Raw genomic sequence first — 22,503 nt, 5'->3', positions numbered from 1 at the left:
TCCTCAGTAGGGGGCGTCGACGGCACCGAGATTGACGTAGACGCTCTTCACGCGCGTATGCGCTTCCAGTGCCGCGCGGCCGTTCTCACGCCCGATGCCGGAGCGCTTCACGCCGCCGAAGGGCAGCTCAATCGGCGTCAGATTGTAGGCGTTGATCCACGTCGTGCCCGCGTGGAGCCTGGCGATGACGCGGTGTGCGCGCGCCATGTCGCGGGTGAAGACGCCGGCCGCGAGGCCGAACTCGGTGGCGTTGGCGCGCTCGATCACCTCGTCCTCGTCGCGGAAGGACAGGACGCTCATCACCGGCCCGAAGATCTCCTCGCGCGCGATGCGCATTTCGTCGCCCGCCTCGTAGATCGTCGGCGAGACGAAAAAGCCCTTGCCGAGCGCCCCTTCGGTGACCCGCCCGCCCTGCACGATCGCGCGCGCACCGTCGCGCTTCGCGATGTCGAGATAGGAGAGCACCTTGCGCATGTGATCCTCGGAAATCAGCGCGCCGATCTGGGTCCTCGCGTCCTGTGGATCACCGACGATCAGAGCGCGCGTGCGCTCGCTGAGCTTTTCGAGGAAGACTGCCTTCACCGCCTCGTGGACGAAGACGCGGGTGCCGTTCGAGCAGATCTCGCCGGCCGAATAGAAGTTGGCGAGCATCGCCGCGCCCACCGCATCGTCGAGGCTGGCGTCGTCGAACACGACGAGCGGCGACTTGCCGCCGAGCTCCAGCGTCACCTGCTTCAGCGTGGAGGCTGCGTCCGCCATCACACGCTTGCCCGTGCCGACCTCGCCGGTCAGAGAAATCTTGGAAATCTCCGGGTGCCGCGAGAGAAGGCGCCCGGTCGAGGCCGGCCCCTGCACGACGTTGAAGACGCCGTCCGGCACGCCGGCTTCCGTCATGATCTCGGCGAGCTTCGCGGCGGTCAGCGGCGTGAGTTCGGCGGGCTTGAAGATCATCGCATTGCCGGCGGCGAGCGCTGGCGCCGCCTTCCAGCAGGCGATCTGGATCGGGTAGTTCCAGGCGCCGATGCCCGCGACCACGCCGAGCGGCTCGCGGCGCGTGTAGCCGAAGGCAGAGGGGCCGAGGTCGACCTGCTCGCCGGAAAGTCCGGCAGCGAGACCGGCGAAATATTCCAGGCAGTCCGCGCCCGAAGCGGCGTCCGCGACCAGCGTCTCCTGAATCGGCTTGCCGGTGTCGCGCGTCTCCAGAAGCGACAGCTCCTCGTTCCGCTCACGCATGATCGCCACGACGCGGTGGAGAATGCGCCCGCGTTTGGCGCCCGTCATCGCGCCCCAGACGGCCTGGCCCTTTTTCGCGGCGGCGACGGCGGCGTCGATCTCCGCCTCCTTTGCGATGGCAACCTCGGCCAGCACCTCGCCGGTTGCCGGGTCGATCGTCTCGAAGGTTTCGGCACCCGCGGCCTCGACGAAGCGTCCGCCGACATGGCTCGTCAGGCGCGGCGCGCCGGAACGAACGGCCGGGCGCGCAGGCTTCGCCTCGACCGGGCGCGGCTTGGCGGCGCCGATCTCGAGTTCGGCGAAGCTCGTTGCGATGCGGCGTGCTTCGGCGGCCCGCGAGCCGGAAAAGTCCTGCGAGAGAGAGGCCCGCAGCCAGAGCCCGTCGATCAGCGACGCGATCCCGATCGCGATGCGCCGCGCATCGTCGTCGCCGACGAGCTGGCGTAGCGCTTGCCGCAGATTGGAGGTCGTGCGGCCCTGATAAACGTCCTGCACGCGGCGCAGGCGCGCGGAATGCAGCGCCTGCCCCCAGAAGGCGAGCCAGACGCCGCCCGTGTGCGCGTCGAACTCCTCCGGCGCGAGATTGGCGTCAATGATCGCCTGGATCCGCTCGCGCGGACCGTCCGCATCCCGCAGGCGCGTGCGCGCCGCGTCGCCCACCCGCTTTGCGAGGTAGCGCATGGTTGCTTCCAGAAGCCCGTCCTTGTCGCCGAAGTAATGCGAGACAAGGCTGGGCGCGACGCCGGCCCTGCCCGCGATCTCGGACAGGCTGGAGGCGGCGAAGCCGATTTCGCCCAACGCAGCAATGGTGGCCTCGATGAGCTGCCTGCGTCGCTGCTCCTCGCTGGCAGAGACGGAGTTCTGGCGGACGAGCTTGGCATCAATCGTGTTCATGACCGGAGGATAACCATGATTGAATGATCATTCAACCTTCGATCACGTTAAACCGGTAGAGTGAAGCTCCCGCCTCTCGGACGAACCTTCTCCTTCATGACTGATGGTGAATGATCGTTCAACGACCGATTTGACTTTGACGACAAGATGGCAAGACTGATGCGAGATGAGACGCCGTCAGAACGGCTGGCCTCGACCCAACCAACGCTCGGAGACGATGAACCTTGCCGAACTTCCGCACCGCCCCCCTCGCCGCCACGGCACTCCTTGCGACGACGCTTCTCGCCTCGCCCGCACTCTCACAGGAGGCAGACAGCTGCGGCACGGTGCGGTTCGCCGACGTCGGCTGGACCGACATCACCGCGACGACCGCGACGGCCTCCGTCGTTCTCGAGGCGCTCGGCTACACGCCGCAGACGAGCATCCTCGCGCTGCCCGTCACCTTCCAGTCGCTCGCCAACGACGACATGGACGTCTTCCTCGGCAACTGGATGCCGACGATGGAGAACGACATCGCGGCCTATCGCGACGATGGCCGGATCGAGGTGATCCGCACCAATCTCGAAGGCGCGAAATACACGCTGGCCGTGCCGCGCTACCTGTTCGAGGCAGGCCTGAACGACTTCTCCAAGATCAACGATTTCCGGGAAGAACTGGGCGGTCGCATCTACGGGATCGAGCCGGGCAACGACGGCAACCGGCTGATCCTCGACATGATCGAGGCGGACCAGTTCGGGCTTGCCGGCTTCGAGGTGGTGGAATCCTCCGAGCAGGGCATGCTCGCGCAGGTTTCGCGCGCCGAGCGCGCGGAGCAGCCGATCGTATTCCTCGGCTGGGAGCCCCATCCGATGAATTCGAACTTCGACATCGAGTATCTGCCAGGCGGCGACGATGTGTTCGGCCCCGACCTCGGCGGCGCGCGTGTCGACACCGTTACCCGCGCCGGCTTCTCGCAGGACTGCCCGAATGTCGGAGCCTTCCTTGCCAATCTCGAATTCACGCTTCAGGCGGAGAACGAGATCATGGGTGCGATCCTCAACGATGGCGCCGAACCTGAGACTGCCGCGCGCGAGTGGCTGACCGCCAATCCCGAAACGCTCGACGCCTGGCTGCAGGGCGTCACAACCGCCGACGGCGAGCCGGGGCTCGAGGCCGCGCGCGCCGAACTCGGGCTCTGAGATCGAGGAAGAAAGGGCGCCCTTGGGTGCCCTTCTCACTCAGAGGCAGGTCGACATCGTCGTCACCATGAAGAAGTTCGCGGCCGTCGCCGCGAGCGCGAGCGCGGTCAGCGCGATGCCGGCATGGCGGAGGAAGCGAGAGACCCGGCCGGGGCCGGCCGCACCCCTCACCACCCCCGCCAGCATGATGGCGAGCGCGACGAGGGAGCCGATCCAGACGAGCGTCAGGACCAGACGGTTGAGACTGACCGGCCCTGCTTGCATCGCGTCCCAACCATAGGCGCAGCCGACGGACAGCACGGCGTAGAGAACGACGAAGGCGATGCTCCACGCCGTGAAGCCCCCGAGAAGCAGCAGAGCAGCGAGCCGGCCGCGCGTCGAAACCCGACTCATGCGCCGGGCCCCATGCGCACCAGCATCGGCAGGACGATGACCAGAGCGACGACGATCAGCGTTGTGAGGGCCGTGTAGTCGTACCAGAAGCGCCCGATCGTCATCATCGCCCCGCGCGTGTCGGCGACCTTGCCGGACCGGCAGCGCTGGAGCGAAAGCCCGGCGAGGAGGAGGCCGACGAAGGCCTGCATCGCAGCGTAGGCGAGAAGCGCCAGAGTGGATGCGCCATAGGCGTGCGCCGTCGGGTCCGGCAAATGATAGGCGATGACGATCGCGAGCACCGCCAGCGCGACACACTGCCCGACGATCGCTCCTATCAGCGAAACGGTCCGGCGCGGCGAGCCGGCCCGGTTCAGGGCCTCCGCGTGACGTCCCGCGCTCGCCGAAAAGAGTGCGGCGAGACCCAGGCCGACGAGCAGCAGGCGCCCGCTCGTCATCATCTCCGGCGGCGGCCAGGCGGGCGCGACCAGCCAAAGGAACAGGACCCCGAAGATCAGCGAGGCGAAGAGAGCGGCATTGGCGATCAGCGTCACTCCCATCGCCCAGACAGGCGGAGAGCCGTTCGTCTCGGCCGCGACCTTGGCGCTGCGCCCGCGTCCGATCGGCAGAAAGCCGTAGTCGACGCGCTGCCCCTCGCTGCGCGTCCACGAGAGGAGGAAGCCGAGCGTGACGAGGAAGCCGATCGGCGTCAGCGCGTAAAGGCCGAAGAGCAGCGTCAGGAAGATCGTCGAAGTGGCGAGCGCCGTCCAGAGCGGCAGGAAGGTGCGCCGCGGCAGCACGAGAATGCGCTCGATCTCTCCGGTGACCGGGTGGACGCCCAGCGTCTCCTGCCAGCCGTTGCGCGGTGTCGCCAGATAGCCCTCCCCGGCCGCGAGCCGGCGGCCGAGATCATGCGCTTCGCGCAGCGGTTCGCGCGATTGCACATGCGGCAGCGAGGCGAAGGCGTAGGAGGGCGGCGGCGTCGGCATCGCCCATTCCAGCGTCTTCGCCTCCCACGGATTGCGCGGCGCGCGGCGCGCGAAACGGATCTGCACCACCATGTCGACAACGAAAAGGACGAAGCCCATCGTCATCAGAAAGCCGCCGACGGACGACAGGAGGTTCAGCATAGTCCAGCCGGCCTCCGCCGGGTAGGTGTCGATGCGCCGGGGCATGCCGCGCAGCCCCGTCAGGTGCATCATGAAGAACGTCAGGTTGAAGCCGACGAAGATCAGCCAAAAGGCCGTGTGACCGAGCCCGAACGAGGACGCGCGCCCGGTCATGTGCGGCATCCAGTAATAGGCCGCAGCCAGCATCGGGAAGACGAAGCCGCCGACAAGGACGTAGTGCAGATGAGCCACCACGAAATGCGTGTCGTGGACCTGCCAGTCGAACGGCACCACCGCGACCATGACGCCGGTCAGCCCGCCGAGGACGAAGATGAAGAAGAAGCCGAAGATGTAGAGCATCGGCAGCGACAGACGCGGCCGCCCGTCGAGGAGCGTCGCGAGCCAGGCGAAGATCTGCACCGCCGTCGGGATCGCGACCATCGCGCTGGCTGCGGAGAAGAAGGCGAGTGCCAGATGCGGGATGCCCACCGTGAACATGTGGTGGACCCACAGTCCGAAGGAGAGGAACCCGACCGCGATGACCGCGACGACGATCCATGTGTAGCCCACGATCTCGCGCCTCGCGAGCGCCGGGATCATGGTCGAGAGCAGCCCCGCCGCGGGCAGGAAGATGATGTAGACCTCCGGGTGGCCGAACAGCCAGAAAAGATGCTGCCACAGCAGCGAATCCCCGCCGCGCAACGGATCGAAGAACGGCAGGTCGAAGGCGCGCTCGACCTCGAGCAGGATCGAGCCGAGGATCAGAGGCGGGAAGCCGACGACCATCATCCCGGCAGTGACAAGGATGTACCACGCCAGGAGCGGCATCTTGTCGAGTGACATGCCGGGCGCGCGAACCGTCAGGATGGTGACGACAATTTCCACCGCCGCGGCCACCGCCGAAATCTCCACGAAGGTGATTCCGAGGAGCCAGACGTCCGAATTGATGCCGGGCGAGAACACCCGCGAGGACAGCGGGGTGTACATGAACCAGCCGCTGTCCGGCGCGACGCCCGCCAGAAGCGCGACGATCAGGATCGAGCCGCCGAAGACATAGCACCAGAAGCCGTAGGCCGTGAGCCGCGGGAAGGCGAGATCGCGTGCGCCAAGGAGCTTGGGCAGGAGATAGATCGCGATGCCCTCGAACATCGGAATCGCGAAGAGGAACATCATCACCGTGCCGTGCATGGTGAAGATCTGGTTGTAGACGTCCGGCCCGAGGAACGCGCTTCCGGGCGTCGCGAGCTGCGCGCGGATCAGCATCGAGAGAATGCCGCCGATCGCGAAGAACACGAAGGCGGCGACGATGAAGCGGCGGCCGATGATCGTGTGGTTGACGGCGGCGAGCCGCCCGAAACCCTTGTCGGTCTTCCAGATCTCGTGCAGCTCGCGGTGCAGGGCGATCGGATCCGGGCGCGGCGGCGGCGCGGTGGTCGGGATCCGGCCGGGAAGGTCCATCTCGCTCACTGTCCGCCCTCCGCCGTCTCGAAGCCGGTGGCCAGCAACGCTTCGTATGCCTCGGGCGCGTGTGCGATCACCGAGAAGTTCATGACGGCGTGCCCGAAACCGCAATATTCCGAGCAGATGCCGCCATATGTGCCCTCTTCGTCGGCCTCGATGCGCAGCGTGTTGGTGTGCCCGGGAATGGCGTCCATCTTGCCGCCGAGACGCGGCACCCAGAAGGAATGGATGACGTCCGCGGAGACGATCTCGACGTCCACCGGCCGCCCGGCCGGGACGTGGAGGACGTCACGCGTCTCCCCCTCGAAGGCGGTCCCGGGGTAGCGGAACACCCACTGCCAGCGCTGGCCCTCCGCCGAAACGCGCACCAGCCCCTCGCTGCGCGGATGGGCGAGCAGACCCTCGCCACGCGTCAGCGCAAAGACGAGGAGCGCCGCCAGGACCATCACCGGCATGACGAGCCCGCCATAGAGCATCCAGTTGCGCCCTGCGCTCTCGCGCCAGCGCCAGCCGGGCTTGAGGAAGGCGAGCGCGAAGAGCCCCATCACGAAAGCGAAGAGGACGGCGGCGCCGGCCAGCATCACCCACCAGATCTCGGCGATCGAGGCCGCTGCCGGGCCCGCCGGATCGAGCGTCGAAAGAGGACCGGCACAACCGGCAAGATTCACGGCCGCGAGGCCGAGGCTTCCAAAGAGGAGCGGCCGCGATAGGTTGCGCTGAACCACGAGGGATCGCGCGCCATGTCCGACATCAAGACCGACAATCCCAACCCGGTGATCGCCGACATCGCGCAGCACGACGTCCAGTCGGCCGTGGCGGTCGCCGGTCATCCGCTGCATGCCATGAGCGTCCATTTCCCCATCGTTCTCGTGATCGCCACGCTCGGCTGCGACCTCGCCTACTGGTTCGGCGGCGATGCGTTCTTCCTGCGCGCCGGCGTGTGGACGGCGGGCCTCGCCTTCATCTCCGGCGTTGCGGCGGGCGCGGTCGGCACCGCGGAGCTCATCCTCGTGAAGGGCATCCGCGTGCGCGCCGCGAGCTGGACGCATGCCGTAGCCGCCATGACGCTGATCTCGATCGCCGGCGCCAACTGGGGCGTGCGCCTGATCGATCCGGCGCAGGTTCTGCCGCTCGGGCTGTTCCTGTCGGTCGTCGCGGCGGGCGTCACGGGCCTTGCGGGCTGGTACGGCGGCAAGCTCGTCTTCGATCATGGCGTGGGAATCGTCATTTCGGAGGACGGTTGAACGTCGAAGCCGAGCCAGCGGCCAAGCCCGCCGGGCTCGACGAGGTCGGCGGGAATGCCGAGTTCGGCCATGGTCGGCTTGGCGAGGACGAAGATGAGGATCAGGGTCGTCACAAGGGCGGCGAGCGAAACGCTCAGGGCGGCGCGCCACAGGGCGTAGTGGCCGTCTTCCTTGAAAACCTCAACGACATGCGCTCCGGTGCGGATGTGTAGCTTGGCTAGAATCCCGACGAGCAGGAGCTTGATCGCGAACCAGAAGGTGAAGGTTTCGCGCGCAAAAATCAGCGCCGTACCGGTGCCGATGGCGATGAAGGCGGCAGGCGAGACGAGCGTGACGAAGACGAAGCGCGTCGTCAGTTGCAGGTGATAGAGCGGCCGGCCCACGAGCCCCACCTCGCGGCGAGCCAGCATCAGGGGCAGTGTGATGAGCCCCGCGCACCACACGCACAGGGCCAGGATGTGAGCGCTTTTAAGCCAGATGATCACGCCGGGCGCCCGTTCAGTTCGCGGTCAGCGGCTTGCGCAGCGCGGCCGCAGCCACCGCGAGTGCGGCGACGAGATAGGGCAGCGCACCCGGCGCCCACATGATGAGGCCAGCGAGCTGCTGGTCGGAGAGCGCGGTCAGGCCGAACGGCTCAGGTGAGAGGAAGTGCGCCACATAAAGCGGGCGCGGCGCGAAAGTGATGAGCGCGCCCAGGAGCCCCATCTGCATCATCGCCGCAAGGAGCATCAAGGGCGCCGTGACGGCGGCCTCGCGCGTGGAGAGGATGGACGACCAGAAGCCCAGCGCGGTGAGGAGGAGGCTTCCCTGCATCAGCCAGTAGAGCGTGTCCGAGCGCAACGCCGCATCGTAGGGGACGGGTGCGTGCCAGAACCAGAGCGCGACCGCATGGACGAGGAGCCAGAGGCCCGGCCAGGGCAGCGGGCGCGTCTCGCGCCACGGATTGGCAAGCGCGAAGAAAGGTGCCGCGACCGCGACGAGCAGGACGTGATGCGCGACACGCGCGGAGAAGAGCGCAGCCGAAAGCGCGCAGAGCGGTGAGACAAAGGCGACGACGAGCGTCGCCCAGCCGAGCCAGAAAAACAGCCTCTCGCGCCCGGTCCTTCCGGAGGCCGGCGCCTGGCGAAGCGCCAGATGGTAGCCCGCCGGCAGGAACGCCAGCAGCCCCAGCAGCACGGGATCGAGCGTCCAGCGTGTCCACAGTTCGGACGGCAGGGGGGCGGCGCCGCAGAAGGGCAGAACGACCTGGTCCATGGCTGTTCCTCTTGAGAGCGACGATGGGCAGACTTCCCCGCGGCCAACGGCCGACGGCCATCATGGCTCGAATCTGCCGTTGCCCTTGAGGCGCACATCGGGAAAGCATAGGGGCCGCCCGGCTAAAGCATAGTGAGAGCACGGCTTTTCTCGGGATCGTGCTCGGTGGAGAGAGACAGGCGCAGGCCAGGTGTTGCCACAGCGCCACGCAGTTAAGGTGTATCGCTCCGCACGACGTGAAGCGCGGTCGCGATGTCGTAGCCACATTCGGCCAGTGCGTTCTCCGCGTCCTGCGGCGCGCAACCCGTCATCGCCACGAGCATCGCACCGGCGCGCTGGCGCAGCTTTTCGTTCGTCGCCCTCATCGAAACCATGCGCCCTCCAGAGACCCGGCCGAGCGTGACCATCAGGGCCGTCGAGAAGAGGTTGAGCGCGATCTTCTGCGCGGTGCCCGCACCGAGACGCGTCGAGCCGGCGACGACCTCCGCCCCCGTGCGCAGCAGAACCGGAAACCCGGCCTCCGAGAAAAGCGGTGCGCCGGGATTGTTGGCGAGCGCGACGACGAGGGCGCCGCGCTCCCTCGCGCGGCGGGCGGCGGCGGCGGTGAAGGGCGTGCGTCCGCTCGCCGCGATCGCGATCAGAACGTCGTTCTGACCGATGCCGGCCTCGTCGATCGCCGTTGCGCCGGCCGCATCGTCATCCTCGGCGCCCTCCAGGGCGGCGGAAAGCCCGGCCGAGCCGCCCGCGAGGATCGCCACGGCTCGCTCGCGCGGCCAGCCGAAGGTCGGCGTCAGTTCGACCGCGTCGAGAAGACCGAGCCGGCCGGAGGTGCCGGAGCCGACATAGACGAGCCGCCCGCCGGTCACGAGACGAGGTGCCGCCGCCTCGACGGCCGCCTCGATCTGCGGGAGTGCGGCGGCCACGGCGCTCATCGCCTGCGCCTGCCCGCCGAGGAGAGCGGCCAGCACCTCTCCGGTGGGCCAGGTTTCCAGGCCGGCAAAGCGCGGCGACGCGCTCTCCGTTTCCAGTTCGCCGATCGGCTTACCGCGCTCGACGTCGCCCTTCATGCTCGCCTCCGGTGGTCCGTGCGAACCTATATGGGCGCGCGCCGGGCAGCAGCGAGGGCCTTCAGAGCGGCTTCAGCCCCGCCTCGATCTCCGCGCGGCGCGGTTCCAGGAAAGGCGGCAGCGAGAGCCCCTCGCCCATCGTCTCCATCGGCTCGTCGGCGTGGAAGCCGGGGCCGTCCGTCGCGATCTCGAAGAGGATGCCGTTCGGCTCGCGGAAGTAGAGCGAGCGGAAGTAGAAGCGGTCGACCGGGCCGCTGGACGGCAGGCGAAACTGGCCCAGCCGCTCTGCCCAATGGTCGTAAGCCTCGTCCGGAATGCGGAAGGCGACGTGATGCACCGCACCGGCCCCCTGCCGCGAGGGCGCGAGACCTGGCTCCACCGCGACGTGCAGCTCCGCCGAGGCACCACCCTCGCCCATCGCGAAGACGTGCGTCCGCGCGCCGTCCACACCCTCATAGGTGCGCTCCTCGCGCATGCCGAGCGCATCCGTCAGGACGGCCTTGGTGCGGGTCAGGTCCGGTACGCTCATGGTGATCGGGCCGAGGCCACGGATCTGGTGTTCGGTCGGAACCTCGCTCTTCTCCCATACGGCGAAGCTCCCCTGCCCGCCGTCGTCGACGAGCGAAAGCCGCTGGCCCTCGGAATCCTCGAAGTCGAGCGTCATGCGCCCATCGCGCGTGACGACATCCTGCGCCTTAGCGCCGTGCTCGTTGAGGCGCGCCACCCAGTAGTCGAAGCTTGCCTTTCTGCTGATGCGAAGGGCCGTGCGCACGATGGAGTGCGTGCCGCGCCTTTCCGGCGCTGCCGGCCAGTCGAAGAAGGTGATGTCGGAGCCGGGCCGGCCTTCGCCGTCCGCGTAGAACAGGTGATAGGCCGATGTGTCGTCCTGGTTGACCGTCTTCTTGACCATGCGAAGACCGAGGACACGGGTGTAGAAGTCGTGATTGCCCCGCGCGTCGGCGGTGATGGCGGTCAGATGATGGATTCCGGTGAGTTGCATGGCGTCGGGTCCTTTCGTAAAAGTTCGAGCGAAGGGATGCGGTGCTTCACCAGCGCGTCATCCACTCCGTCGTGAGCTTCAGATCGGCCTGCGTCAGCCCGTGGCCGGCCGGCAGGATGTGGTGGGAAACCGCGGCCCCGGCCCCTTCGAGGGCGGCGGCGAGACGGGCGGCGTTCTCGGCCGGCAGGATCGGGTCCGCATCGCCGGAAAGGATCAGCACCGGCTTGCCGGCAAGCGGCGCAGCGGGCGCCTGCGCAAACGGCGTCATCGCGCGGATCAGCGCGGCCCCCGCGAGCGTTTCAGGCCGGCGGTAGAGCATGGCCGCTGCGATGTTGGCCCCGTTGGAAAAGCCGAGCGCGACTGGCGCCGAAAGCCCGTGCTCGGCACACGCCGCCTCGACGAAGTCCGCGAGGTCGTCGGTGCGCCGGATAAGGTCGGCCTCGTCGAACACGCCTTCCGCCAGCCGGCGAAAGAAGCGCGGCATTCCTTGCTCGAGCACCTTGCCGCGCGGCGACAGCAGCGCGAAGCTGGGCGCCACCATGCGGCCGAGCGGCAGAAGATCGCGCTCGTCGCCGCCCGTGCCGTGCAAGAGAAGCAGCGGCGGCTTGTCCGCGCGCCCCGGCTCGAAGACGTGGATGAAATCCGCTTCCTGCCCGTCCATTCCTCGCTCCCGTCTCGTTCCTCGATGACGGGCATATGGATGGAGGCAGTGAAAATGTCTCGGCCCACACGCGCCTCAGCGCCGGGACGCACCGTCAACCGATCCGCTATTGAGCCGGCACCAGAGGCTCGGCCTTCGCCTCCACCCGCCCGCGCTCGGCAAAGAGCGCCATCAGTTCCGCGCGCCGCTTCCCGGCCTTGTCGATCGAAGCCGCCTTCACCGGCCCGTAGCCGCGGATCGCCTCGGGCAGCGACAGGATTTCGGCCGCGAGATCGGCCCGGCCTGCATCCGCTGCGCGCATGGCCGCGAAATCGGCCTCGTAGGCCTCGATCAGAGCGCGTTCGCGCTTTCGCTCGGCGAAATAGCCGAACGGGTCGAGCACGGTGCCGCGCAGGCGCTTTCCCTTGGCGAGGACGCGGAACGCCGTCATCATCCACGGCCCGAAGCTGCGCTTCTTCGGCCGGCCGTTGGAATCCTCGCCGGACAGGATCGGCGGCGCGAGATGGAAGACGAGACGGCCGCCAGGCTCGAACTCCTCCGCCAGCATCCGCGCAAAGGCTTCGTCGGTGTGAAGACGCGCCACCTCGTACTCATCCTTGTAGGCGAGAAGCTTGGCGTAGTTGTGCGCGACGGCCCGGTAGATGCGCCCGTTCGCACCGGCACGCTCGTCCAACGCCTTCGCCTCGCCGACCATCGCGCGGTAGCGCGCGGCCAGCGCCGCGTCCTGATACTTCGTCAGGAAGGCGGTGCGCTGGTCGACGAGTTCGTCCGTCGTCATGTCCACGAGGGTCTTCGCCGTCCCCGTGTGCGGCGCGACGATGCCGGCGACCTTCTGCGGATCGGCCGCCGCGAGCCGCCCCCAAGCGAAGGCGTCGAGATTGGCCTTCACCGCGACGCCGTTCAGCTCGATCGCCTGCGTGACCGACGCGAGCGTCAGCGGGATCAGCCCGCGCTGCCAGGCATAGCCGAGCATCATGATGTTGGTGGCGATGGCGTCACCCGCGACGATTTCCGCGATCTCGGTGAAGTTCACGAAATCGGAGCCCTCGCCGATGGATCGCCGGATCGTGCTGCCAACGAGCGTACGCCGAAAGTCGAAGTCCGGATCGCGCACGAACTGGGCGACCGGCGTCAGATGCGTGTTGACGACGCCGCGCGTGCGTTCGGGCGAGAGCAGCGTCGCGGCATCTTTGGATGCCGCGACGACATCATCGGCGGCGATCAGGACGTCGGCGCTGCCGGCGACGATGCGCGGGCAACTCACCTCATCCGCCGTGCGGCCGATGCGAACGTGGCTGAGCACCGCCCCGCCCTTCTGGGCAAGGCCCGCCATGTCGAGCAGCATCGGCGCCTTGCCGTCGAGATGGGCCGCCATCCCGAGGATCGCCCCGATCGTCAGGACTCCCGTTCCGCCGACGCCGGTGATGGCGATATTCACCGGCTGGACGAGTTCGGGCACCAGCGGCGGCGGGATGTGCGCCGCGTCCGGCCCGCCGACCGGCGCGCGCTTCTTCAGCTTCGCGCCTTCGATGGTGACGAAGGACGGGCAGAAGCCCTTCACGCAGGAGAAATCCTTGTTGCAGGAGGACTGGTTGATCTGGCGCTTGCGGCCGAACTCTGTCTCCAGCGGCTCGACCGAGATGCAGTTGGACTGCACCGAGCAGTCTCCGCAGCCCTCGCAGACCGCCGGATTGATGACGACGCGCTTGTCCGGGTCCTCCATCAGCCCGCGCTTGCGGCGGCGTCGCTTTTCGGCCGCGCAGGTCTGGTCGTAGATCATGGCCGAGGTGCCGTGCGTCCCGCGAAGCTCGGCCATCACCGCCTCCACGTCGTCGCGGTGGCGAATGGTGACGCCCGGCGCGAGCATCGCCGCCTGATAGAGTTCTGGCTTCTCCGAGAGAAGCACGATCGGCCTCACGCCTTCCTGATAGAGCTGGTGGGTGATCTTGGCGGGATCGAGATTGCCGTCGACATGTTGACCGCCGGTCATCGCGACGGCGTCGTTGTAGAGCACCTTGTAGGTGATGTTGACGCCGGCCGCGACGGACTGGCGGATCGCGAGCTGACCTGAATGGAAGTAGGTGCCGTCACCCAGATTGGCGAAGACGTGCGTCTCCTTGGTGAAGGGCGCGATGCCGCTCCAGGCGACGCCCTCCCCGCCCATCTGGCTGAACGTGTCGGTCGAGCGACCCATCCACGTCACCATGTAATGGCAGCCGATGCCCGCGAGCCCGCGCGAGCCCTCCGGCACCTTGGTGGAGGAGTTGTGCGGGCAGCCCGAGCAGTAGAAGGGCGTGCGCGCGACCGGCGGCTCAAGCGCCTTCGTGCGATCGCGCAGCGCCCTGAAATGGGAGATGCGCTCCTCAATGAAGACGCGATGCTCCTCGTCGAGATGGCTCATCGCCAGGATGCGCTCTCCCAGGACGATGGCAGCGGTGCCGACCGTCAGTTCCTCAGCGAGCGAAAGCACCGGCCGGTCGTGGTGATCGAACTTGCCGATGATGCGCGGGCGCACGTCGGCACGCCAGTTGAAGAGTTGCTGCTTGATCTGGTTCTCGATGATCTCACGCCGCTCCTCGACGACGAGGATCTCCTCCAACCCGACGGAGAATTCTCGAACGCCCTCCGGCTCAAGCGGCCATGGCATGCCCACCTTGTAGAGCCGCAGGCCCGCGCGATGCGCCGTGTCCTCGTCGACGCCGAGCTCGCGCAGCGCCTGGCGCACGTCCTCGTAGGCCTTGCCCGAGGCGATGATGCCGAGCTTCGCGTCCACCGAATCCAGCGTGACGCGGTCCACCTTGTTGGCCCGCGCGAAGGCGATCGCGGCATAGGCCTTGTAGGTCTGGAGTCGGTTGTCCTGGCTCCAGCGGTCGTCGGGAATGCGAAGGTTGAGCCCGCCCGCCGGCAGTTCGAAGTCGGTCGGGATCACGAACTCGCGGTGCTCGCCGGACAGGTCCACGGAGGCCGTGGTCTCGACCGTGTCGGCAATGACCTTCATCCCCACCCAGCAGCCCGAATACCGGCTCATGGCGATGCCGAGGAGGCCGAACTCGACGAATTCGTGGATCGAGGACGGATAGAGCATCGGAATGACCGCCGCCATGAAGGCGTGGTCGGACTGATGCGGCACGGTCGAGGACTTGGCGCCGTGGTCGTCGCCCGCGATGACGAGGACGCCGCCATGCGCGGAAGAGCCGGCGGCGTTGGCGTGCTTGAAGACGTCTCCCGAGCGGTCGACGCCCGGACCCTTGCCGTACCAGATGCCGACGACGCCGTCCTTCTGCGCGCCGGGGGAGAGGCCGAGCTGCTGCGAGCCCCAGACGGCGGTGGCCGCAAGGTCCTCGTTGATGCCCGGCTGGAAGACGATGCCTTCCTTTCCGAGTTCAGCGCGCGACTTGAAGAGCTGCTGGTCGTAGCCGCCGAGCGGCGAGCCGCGATAGCCGGAGATGAAGGTGCCGGTGTTCAGCCCAGCCGCGCGGTCCCGCCGCATCTGCACCATCGGCAGGCGAACTAGAGCCTGCGTGCCGCTCATGAAGACCCGGCCTTCGTCGGCCGAATACTTGCGATCGAGTTCGCCCGCCATCACAGCCTCCCGTCTGTTCCTGCGCGGGGCACCGCGCAGGGCGGCACCCGAGGGAGAATGTTAGAACAGTTTCAAAGGAGCGCCATTGCGATCTGCGGTCACAAGCCGGCGAGCGTGAGGATGGACATCCTTATTTTCGCAACGACGAGCCCAATCCATCCTCGTTCGGCGCTTAGATCGGCAAACGCCCACCTGTCTTCGCCTTACGGAGGACGACGGTGGAATTCATGTCGGCCACATGCGGCAGGTTCGAGAGTTTGGTCTTCAGCATCATCTCGAAGCTCTCCATGTCACGCGTCACGATCGTCAGCGCGAAGTCGTACTGCCCCGTCACGAGGTAGCATTCGACGATCTCGTGCAGCCGGGCCGCCTCGCTCTCGAAGGCGTCGAGCGACTTCTGGTCGTGCTTCGAGAGCTTCACCATCGTGATGACCGTGACGGTGAGGCCGACGGCCTTCTCGTCGATGACGTAGCGGCGCCCCTTCAGGACGCCGGCCTCCTGCATCTGGCGGATGCGCCGCCAGCACGGCGTGTGGCTGATGCCGGCGGCCCGTCCGATCGCCTCCACCGAGCCTTCCGGGTCCTCCTGCAGCGCCCTCAAGATCCGCAGATCCGTCGCATCCATCCTCACAAGCCTCCCCGTAGCCTCTCCCTGAGCGCAGCTTGACACCATCACGCGCGCCGACGAAACCTCGTGGCGCGGAAGGGCGACGGCGGGGAGGCCGGCGCCCCAGCGGAACATGCGAGGGAGGAGCCCATGTTCGACGCCACAATGCGATTCGGCCTGCCCGCGGAGGTGGAAGCGCTGCGCGACATGGTGCGGCGCTTTGCGGCCGAGCAGATCGCGCCGAACGCGGCCGAGATCGATCGCTCGAACGAATTCCCCAACCACCTCTGGCGCGAGATGGGGGAGCTCGGCCTTCTCGGGCTGACGGTCGAGGAGGACTATGGCGGCGCCGGCCTCGGCTATCTCGCCCATTGCGTCGCGCTGGAAGAGATCAGCCGCGCCTCGGCCTCGGTCGGCCTCTCCTACGGCGCGCACTCCAATCTGTGCGTCAACCAGATCCGCCGCAACGGCACCGCCGAACAGAAGGCGAAATACCTGCCGAGGCTCGTTTCGGGCGAGGATGTCGGCTCCCTCGCCATGTCGGAGACGGGTTCGGGCTCGGACGTCGTGTCCTTGAAGCTGCGCGCCGAGCGCAAGGGCAACGACCACTTCGTCCTCAACGGCACCAAGATGTGGATCACCAACGGGCCGGACGCTTCCACCCTCGTCGTCTATGCCCGCACCGACCCGGACGCCGGCCCGCGCGGCATCACCGCCTTCCTCGTCGAGAAGGGTATGGCAGGCTTTTCCACCGCGCAGAAGCTCGACAAGCTCGGCATGCGCGGCTCCAACACTTGCGAACTGGTCTTCGACGGTTGCGAGGTGCCGGTGGACAACGTGCTTGGCGAAGTCGGGGGCGGTGTGAAGGTCCTGATGAGCGGCCTCGACTACGAGCGCATTGTCCTCGCCGCCGGGCCGCTCGGCATCATGGCCGCCTGTCTCGACGTGGTCGTGCCCTATGTCCATGAGCGCCGGCAGTTCGGCCAGCCCATCGGTGAGTTCCAGCTCATGCAGGGCAAGCTCGCCGACATGTACGTGAACGCCAACGCCGCCCGCGCCTACGTCTACGCCGTCGCGGCGGCCGCCGATCGCGGCGAGACGAGCCGCAAGGACGCCGCCGGCTGCATACTCTACGCCGCCGAGGCCGCGACGCAGACGGCGCTGCAGGCGATCCAGGCGCTCGGCGGCAACGGCTACATCAACGATTACGCTACCGGCCGCCTCCTGCGCGATGCCAAGCTGTACGAGATCGGCGCGGGCACCTCGGAGATCCGGCGCATGCTGATCGGCCGCGAGCTCTTCAAGGAAACCGCCTGATGGCGGTGATCGCCTCGATGGTCTCGACGGCTTCTCAGGACTTCGCGGCCAATCGCGACGCGATGCTGGCGCAACTTCGCACTGTCGAGGCCGCCGCCGAGACGAGCCTTGCAGGCGGCGGCGAGGAGGCGCGCAAGCGCCATGTCGCACGCGGCAAGCTCCTGCCGCGTGAGCGCGTCGACCGGCTGCTCGACCCCGGCTCGCCCTTCCTCGAAATCGGGCTCTTCGCGGCCCACGGCCAGTACGAGGGCGCCGTGCCCGGCGCGGGGCTCATCGCGGGCGTCGGCCGCGTGTCGGGCCGCGAGGTCATGGTGCTCGCCAACGACGCCACGGTGAAGGGCGGCACCTACTACCCCCTGACCGTGAAGAAGCACCTGCGCGCGCAGGAGATCGCGAGCGAGAACGAACTGCCCTGCGTCTATCTCGTCGATTCCGGCGGCGCCAACCTTCCCAATCAGGACGAGGTCTTCCCGGACCGGGACCATTTCGGCCGCATCTTCTTCAACCAGGCGAACATGTCCGCGCGGGGTCTTGCCCAGATCGCCGTCGTCATGGGCTCGTGCACGGCGGGTGGCGCCTACGTGCCGGCGATGAGCGACGAGACGATCATCGTGAAGGACCAAGGCACGATCTTCCTCGCCGGCCCGCCCTTGGTGAAGGCCGCGACAGGCGAGATCGTCTCGGCGGAAGACCTCGGCGGCGGGCTGACGCACGCCCGGCTCTCGGGCGTCGTGGATCATCTGGCCGAGGACGACGATCACGCCCTCGCCCTTGCCCGCCGCGCCGTCGCCCATCTCAACCGGGCGAAGGTCTGGCTGGTGGAGCGGCAGGCGCCCGAGCCCCCGGCCTATGACCCGGCCGAACTCGCCGGCATCGTGCCGGCCGACCCCAGGACCCCCTACGACATCCGCGAGGTGATCGCGCGGCTCGTGGACGGCTCGCGCTTCGACGAATTCAAGGCGCTGTTCGGGCCGACACTCGTCTGCGGCTTTGCCCATCTTCACGGCCTGCCGGTCGGCATCCTCGCCAACAACGGCGTCCTGTTCTCCGAGAGCGCGATGAAGGGAGCGCATTTCGTCGAGCTGTGCTCGCAGCGAAAGGTGCCGCTGCTCTTCCTGCAGAACATCACGGGCTTCATGGTCGGGCGTGCCTACGAGGCGGGCGGCATCGCCAAGCACGGCGCCAAGCTCGTCACGGCCGTGGCGACGACCTCGGTGCCCAAGCTCACGATGATCGTCGGCGGGTCCTATGGCGCCGGCAATTACGGCATGTGCGGGCGCGCCTACTCGCCGCGCTTCCTGTGGACCTGGCCGAACTCGCGCATCGCGGTGATGGGCGGCGAGCAGGCCGCCGGCGTTCTCGCGACGGTGCGCCGCGACGGCATAGAGCGGCGCGGAGGGCATTGGAGCGCGGACGAGGAGGCCGAGTTCAAGCGCCCGACGATCGAGCTCTTCGAGCGCCAGAGCCACCCGCTCTATGCCTCCTCTCGGCTGTGGGACGACGGCATCGTCGATCCACGTAGGAGCAGGGACGTGCTCGGCTTGTCGCTTTCGGCGGCGCTCAACGCGCCGATCGCGGACACGCGCTTCGGCCTGTTCCGGATGTGAGCGGCACGATGTTCGACAAGATCCTCATCGCCAATCGTGGGGAGATCGCCTGCCGCGTCATCCGCACCGCGCGCCGGCTGGGCATCGCTACGGTCGCCGTCTACTCCGATGCGGATGCGAAAGCACTTCACGTGCGCATGGCCGACGAGGCAGTGCGCATCGGCCCCGCGCCGGCCGCCGAAAGCTATCTGCGAGCGGATGCCATCGTTGCGGCGGCACTTCAGGCCGGCGCGCAGGCGATCCATCCCGGCTACGGCTTCCTCTCCGAGAACGCCGCCTTTGTCGCGGCGGTTGAGGCCGCGGGCCTCGTCTTCATCGGCCCCTCAGCCGCCGCCATCCGCGCGATGGGCCTGAAGGACGCCGCCAAGCGCCTGATGGAGGAAGCCGGCGTGCCGGTCGTGCCGGGCTATCATGGCACGGAGCAGGACCCGGCCATTCTCGGCGCCGAGGCCGAACGCATCGGCTACCCCGTTCTCATCAAGGCGCGCGCCGGCGGCGGGGGCAAGGGCATGCGCCGCGTCGATGCCCCGCGAGACTTCGCGGACGCGCTCGAAAGCGCGCGGCGCGAGGCGGAGGCCGCTTTCGGCGATGCTGCCTGCCTCGTCGAGAAATACGTCGCCGCCCCGCGCCATATCGAGATCCAGATCTTCGGAGACCGGCACGGCAACGCGGTCCATCTCTTCGAGCGCGACTGCTCGCTCCAGCGCCGCCATCAGAAGGTCATCGAGGAGGCCCCCGCCCCCGGCATGACGCAGGAGATGCGCGCGGCGATGGGTGAGGCCGCCGTGCGCGCCGCCAAGGCCATCGGCTACGCCGGGGCCGGCACGATCGAATTCATCGTCGATGGGTCCGGCGGCCTTTCGCCGGACGGCTTCTGGTTCATGGAGATGAACACGCGGCTTCAGGTGGAGCATCCGGTGACGGAGGCGATCACCGGCCTCGATCTCGTGGCACTCCAGTTGCAAGTCGCGGCTGGCGAGCCCCTGCCCTTCACGCAGGAGAGCTTGGCGATCGACGGCCACGCCTTCGAGGCGCGCCTCTATGCCGAGGATCCGGCGAAAGGCTTCCTGCCCGCGACCGGCAGGCTGACGCATCTTTGCCTCCCCGACGATGCGCGCATCGACACGGGCGTCGAGGAGGGCGATGCCGTGTCACCCTTCTACGATCCGATGATCGCCAAGATCATCACCCACGGCCCCGACCGCGCCTCGGCGCTTCGCAAGCTGCACGACGCTCTCAAGCGGGTTGAGGTCGCCGGGCTCGTCACCAACGCCGCCTTCCTCGCGCGCCTCGCTGCTCATGAGGGCTTCGCGCGCGGCGAAGTGGATACCGGCCTGATCGAACGCGATCTCGCCTCCCTCCTGCCGCCGAAGGAAAAGCCGGCTGTGGCCTGGGCGCTCGTGGCGGCATTCGAGGCGGGAGCATTCAAGCCGGCGGTCTCGGTCGATCCCTGGGACGCGCTGCGCGGCTTCCGAGCCTACGGCAACGGGCGAACCGCAATCCTCTTCGACGACGAGGGCGCCGCCCTCACCGTCACGGTCGAGGAGCGGGATGGGCGCATGGCCTGCGAGACACCGGCTGGCCGCGTGGAACTCATCGTGGAACGGGCCGGCGAGCGCCCTCGCCTGCGCATCGACGGCCGCCGCGTCGAACCGGCGATCGCACGCCGGCCCGGTCACCTGACCCTCTTCCTCGACGGCGACACCCACGACTTCCGCCTGCACGCGCCCGGCGCGGCGGGCGAAGCGCAAGGCGCCGGCAGTCTCGTCTCGCCCATGCCCGGCACGGTCCGGCTCGTTGCCGTATCGCCGGGCGACGAGGTCTCGGCGGGACAGACGCTCGTCGTCGTGGATGCGATGAAGATGGAGCACGCCATCAAGGCCCCGCGCGACGGGATCGTGGCCGAGCTTCTCGTCGCGGCCGGCCAAGCGGTCGAGGATGGTACGATGCTGCTGCGGCTCGAGGAGGACGGCTGAGCTCGTCTACTGCATGCGGCTTTGGGAGGAGCCACGCACGATGGACTATCGCACCGCATACGCGAACTGGCGCGCCGACCCTGACCGCTTTTGGCTGCGTGCCGCCAAGGCCGTGGACTGGATCGAGGCGCCCGCCCGCGCCTTTTCAAGCGAAGACGGCGTCTATGGCCGCTGGTTCCCGGATGCCGTTTGCAACACCTGCCACAACGCGCTCGACCGCCATGTCGCGGCCGGGCACGGCCAGCGCGAGGCGCTCCTATACGATTCACCCGTAACCGGCACGAAGCGTCGCCTGACCTACGGCGAACTGCTGCGCGAGGTGCAGGCCTTCTCGCTGACGCTGGCCGATCTCGGCGTGACGAAGGGCGACCGCGTCATCCTCTACATGCCCATGGTGCCAGAGGCGGTGGTCGCGATGCTCGCCTGCGCCCGCCTCGGCGCCGTGCATTCCGTCGTCTTCGGCGGCTTCGCCGCGCGCGAGCTTGCCGTGCGCATCGACGACGCAAAGCCGAAGGTCGTCGTGTCGGCTTCCTGCGGCATCGAGCCGAAGCGCGTCGTCGCCTACAAGCCGCTGCTCGACAAGGCGATTGAGGAGGCAGCCCACAAGCCCGACGTCTGCATCATCCTCCAGCGCCCGCAACAGCCGTGCGACCTGACGGCGGGCCGTGACCACGACTGGGGGAAGTGCCGCGCACGCGCGATCGCCGAAATCGACGCCGGCCGCGAGGGGCCCTGCACGCCGGTCAGGGCGACCGATCCGCTCTACATCCTCTACACCTCCGGCACGACGGGCCGCCCGAAAGGCGTCGTGCGCGATAATGGCGGGCATCTCGTCTCCTGCGCATGGTCGCTCCCCGCGATCTACGACATCGGCCCCGGCGAGGTGATTTGGACGGCATCAGATGTCGGCTGGGTCGTCGGCCACACCTACATCGTCTACGCGCCGCTGATCTGCGGGGCGACGAGCGTCCTCTACGAAGGCAAGCCGGTCGGCACGCCGGACGCAGGGGCCTTCTGGCGCGTCTGCGCCGAATATAGCGTGAAGGCGCTGTTCACCGCGCCGACCGCCATCCGCGCCGTCCGCAAGGAAGACCCTGGGGGCACGCTGATCGAAGGCCACGACCTCTCTAAGCTTCGGACGCTCTTCCTTGCGGGCGAGCGCGCCGACCCCGAGACCGTGCGCTGGGCGGAGCGCGTGCTGAAGCGCCCCGTCGTCGACCACTGGTGGCAGACCGAGAGCGGCTGGCCCATCGCCGCCAATCCGGTCGGCTTGGGGCGCCTGGCCATCAAGCACGGCTCGGCGAGCGTGCCGATGCCGGGATGGGAGGTCGAGGCGCTCGACGAGGCAGGCAAACCCCAGCCGCGCGGCGAGCTCGGTGCCGTCGCGATCCGCCTGCCGCTGCCGCCCGGCGCCTTTCCAACCTTGTGGAACGATGAGGACAGGATGCGCAGCGCCTATCTCGACGCCTATCCCGGCTGGTACTCGACGGCCGACGCCGGGATGGTGGACGAGGACGGTTATGTGTGGATCATGGGCCGGACCGACGACGTCATCAACGTCGCCGGGCATCGGCTTTCGACCGGCGGGATCGAGGAGGTCGTCGCCACCCATCCCGACGTCGCCGAATGCGCGGTGATCGGGGTGCGGGACGACATCAAGGGCGAGACGCCGTGCACCTTCGTGGTGCTGAAGAGCGGAGCGAACGTCCAGGGCCCGGATTTGACCTCCGGCGTCTCCTCGCTAGTGCGTGAGCACATCGGCGCCGTCGCCAGCCTCAGTCGTGTCGTCGTCGTCGACCGCCTGCCCAAGACGCGCTCGGGCAAGATCCTGCGCGCCACGATGAAGAAGATCGCCGAGAGCGAGCCCTATCCGATGCCGGCGACGATCGAGGACCCGGCGGTCCTCGACGAGATCGAGAGCGCGTGGCGCTCGAAATGAG

At 68.0% G+C, this 22,503-nt stretch carries 17 protein-coding genes; 6 read left to right on the top strand and 11 right to left on the bottom strand.

All coding sequences use genetic code 11. The features are described 5' to 3' along the window. Positions 1-3: 3 nt before the first annotated feature. On the bottom strand, positions 4-2,127 hold the full coding sequence (betB, locus tag H1343_RS05945) for a betaine-aldehyde dehydrogenase (RefSeq protein WP_185984990.1): 2,124 nt from the start codon (positions 2,125-2,127) through the stop codon (positions 4-6). 224 nt (positions 2,128-2,351) lie between these two features. Here betB and H1343_RS05940 point away from each other — a divergent pair, with 224 nt between their 5' ends. Then, positions 2,352-3,305, top strand: a complete 954-nt coding sequence (locus tag H1343_RS05940) for a choline ABC transporter substrate-binding protein (RefSeq protein ID WP_185984989.1) — start codon at positions 2,352-2,354, stop codon at positions 3,303-3,305. Positions 3,306-3,344: 39 nt separating this feature from the next. Here the strand turns inward: H1343_RS05940 and H1343_RS05935 are convergent, their stop codons facing one another. The 3 genes from H1343_RS05935 to coxB are packed head-to-tail and all read right to left on the bottom strand — an operon-like array spanning position 3,345 to position 6,972. Next, complete coding sequence (locus H1343_RS05935) at positions 3,345-3,698, bottom strand: hypothetical protein (protein ID WP_185984988.1); 354 nt, start codon at positions 3,696-3,698, stop codon at positions 3,345-3,347. Beyond that, the gene (ctaD, locus tag H1343_RS05930; RefSeq protein WP_185985513.1) at positions 3,695-6,244 is read right to left on the bottom strand and encodes a cytochrome c oxidase subunit I; all 2,550 of its coding nucleotides are present in this window, start codon (positions 6,242-6,244) and stop codon (positions 3,695-3,697) included. Before ctaD ends, H1343_RS05935 begins: the two co-directional genes overlap by 4 nt. Positions 6,245-6,249: 5 nt before the next feature. Then, a complete protein-coding gene (gene coxB, locus H1343_RS05925) occupies positions 6,250-6,972 on the bottom strand; it encodes a cytochrome c oxidase subunit II (RefSeq protein WP_246333366.1) in 723 nt (240 codons plus the stop codon). 15 nt (positions 6,973-6,987) lie between these two features. Between coxB and H1343_RS05920 the strand changes: the two genes are divergently transcribed. Further along, the gene (locus tag H1343_RS05920; RefSeq protein WP_185984986.1) at positions 6,988-7,491 is read left to right on the top strand and encodes a DUF2231 domain-containing protein; all 504 of its coding nucleotides are present in this window, start codon (positions 6,988-6,990) and stop codon (positions 7,489-7,491) included. Here H1343_RS05920 and H1343_RS05915 read toward each other — a convergent pair. The 7 genes from H1343_RS05915 to H1343_RS05885 all read right to left on the bottom strand — a co-directional run bounded on the left by H1343_RS05915 (position 7,455) and on the right by H1343_RS05885 (position 15,681). Further along, positions 7,455-7,976, bottom strand: coding sequence for a CopD family protein (locus H1343_RS05915; protein ID WP_185984985.1), 522 nt, complete (start codon positions 7,974-7,976; stop codon positions 7,455-7,457). The two genes, H1343_RS05920 and H1343_RS05915, sit on opposite strands and share 37 nt — an antisense overlap. Before the next feature lie 13 nt (positions 7,977-7,989). Further along, positions 7,990-8,745 (bottom strand): cytochrome c oxidase assembly protein, encoded by a 756-nt coding sequence (locus tag H1343_RS05910; RefSeq protein WP_185984984.1) that lies wholly within the window; start codon positions 8,743-8,745, stop codon positions 7,990-7,992. A 212-nt stretch (positions 8,746-8,957) separates the two neighbouring features. Beyond that, a complete protein-coding gene (locus H1343_RS05905) occupies positions 8,958-9,812 on the bottom strand; it encodes an N-acetylmuramic acid 6-phosphate etherase (RefSeq protein ID WP_185984983.1) in 855 nt (284 codons plus the stop codon). A gap of 61 nt (positions 9,813-9,873) precedes the next feature. Next, positions 9,874-10,812: a ring-cleaving dioxygenase gene (locus H1343_RS05900; protein WP_185984982.1), complete on the bottom strand. Its 939-nt coding sequence runs from the start codon at positions 10,810-10,812 to the stop codon at positions 9,874-9,876. 46 nt (positions 10,813-10,858) lie between these two features. After that, on the bottom strand, positions 10,859-11,473 hold the full coding sequence (locus H1343_RS05895) for an alpha/beta hydrolase (protein ID WP_185984981.1): 615 nt from the start codon (positions 11,471-11,473) through the stop codon (positions 10,859-10,861). A gap of 106 nt (positions 11,474-11,579) precedes the next feature. Beyond that, positions 11,580-15,056: an indolepyruvate ferredoxin oxidoreductase family protein gene (locus tag H1343_RS05890; RefSeq protein ID WP_185984980.1), complete on the bottom strand. Its 3,477-nt coding sequence runs from the start codon at positions 15,054-15,056 to the stop codon at positions 11,580-11,582. Positions 15,057-15,228: 172 nt separating this feature from the next. Continuing rightward, positions 15,229-15,681 (bottom strand): Lrp/AsnC family transcriptional regulator, encoded by a 453-nt coding sequence (locus H1343_RS05885; protein WP_185984979.1) that lies wholly within the window; start codon positions 15,679-15,681, stop codon positions 15,229-15,231. Positions 15,682-15,828: 147 nt separating this feature from the next. Here H1343_RS05885 and H1343_RS05880 point away from each other — a divergent pair, with 147 nt between their 5' ends. The 4 genes from H1343_RS05880 to H1343_RS05865 are packed head-to-tail and all read left to right on the top strand — an operon-like array spanning position 15,829 to position 22,502. Then, positions 15,829-16,980 (top strand): isovaleryl-CoA dehydrogenase, encoded by a 1,152-nt coding sequence (locus H1343_RS05880; RefSeq protein WP_185985512.1) that lies wholly within the window; start codon positions 15,829-15,831, stop codon positions 16,978-16,980. Then, on the top strand, positions 16,980-18,587 hold the full coding sequence (locus tag H1343_RS05875) for a carboxyl transferase domain-containing protein (protein WP_185984978.1): 1,608 nt from the start codon (positions 16,980-16,982) through the stop codon (positions 18,585-18,587). Before H1343_RS05880 ends, H1343_RS05875 begins: the two co-directional genes overlap by 1 nt. An 8-nt stretch (positions 18,588-18,595) precedes the next feature. Continuing rightward, the gene (locus tag H1343_RS05870) at positions 18,596-20,563 is read left to right on the top strand and encodes an acetyl/propionyl/methylcrotonyl-CoA carboxylase subunit alpha (protein WP_185984977.1); all 1,968 of its coding nucleotides are present in this window, start codon (positions 18,596-18,598) and stop codon (positions 20,561-20,563) included. A 40-nt stretch (positions 20,564-20,603) separates the two neighbouring features. Next, positions 20,604-22,502 (top strand): AMP-binding protein, encoded by a 1,899-nt coding sequence (locus tag H1343_RS05865; RefSeq protein ID WP_246333365.1) that lies wholly within the window; start codon positions 20,604-20,606, stop codon positions 22,500-22,502. Position 22,503: the final 1 nt, after the last annotated feature.

It is taken from the genome of Aureimonas mangrovi, from assembly GCF_014058705.1.
Classification (GTDB): Bacteria; Pseudomonadota; Alphaproteobacteria; order Rhizobiales; family Rhizobiaceae; genus Aureimonas; species Aureimonas mangrovi.
This window is presented reverse-complemented; position numbering and strand designations above follow the sequence as displayed.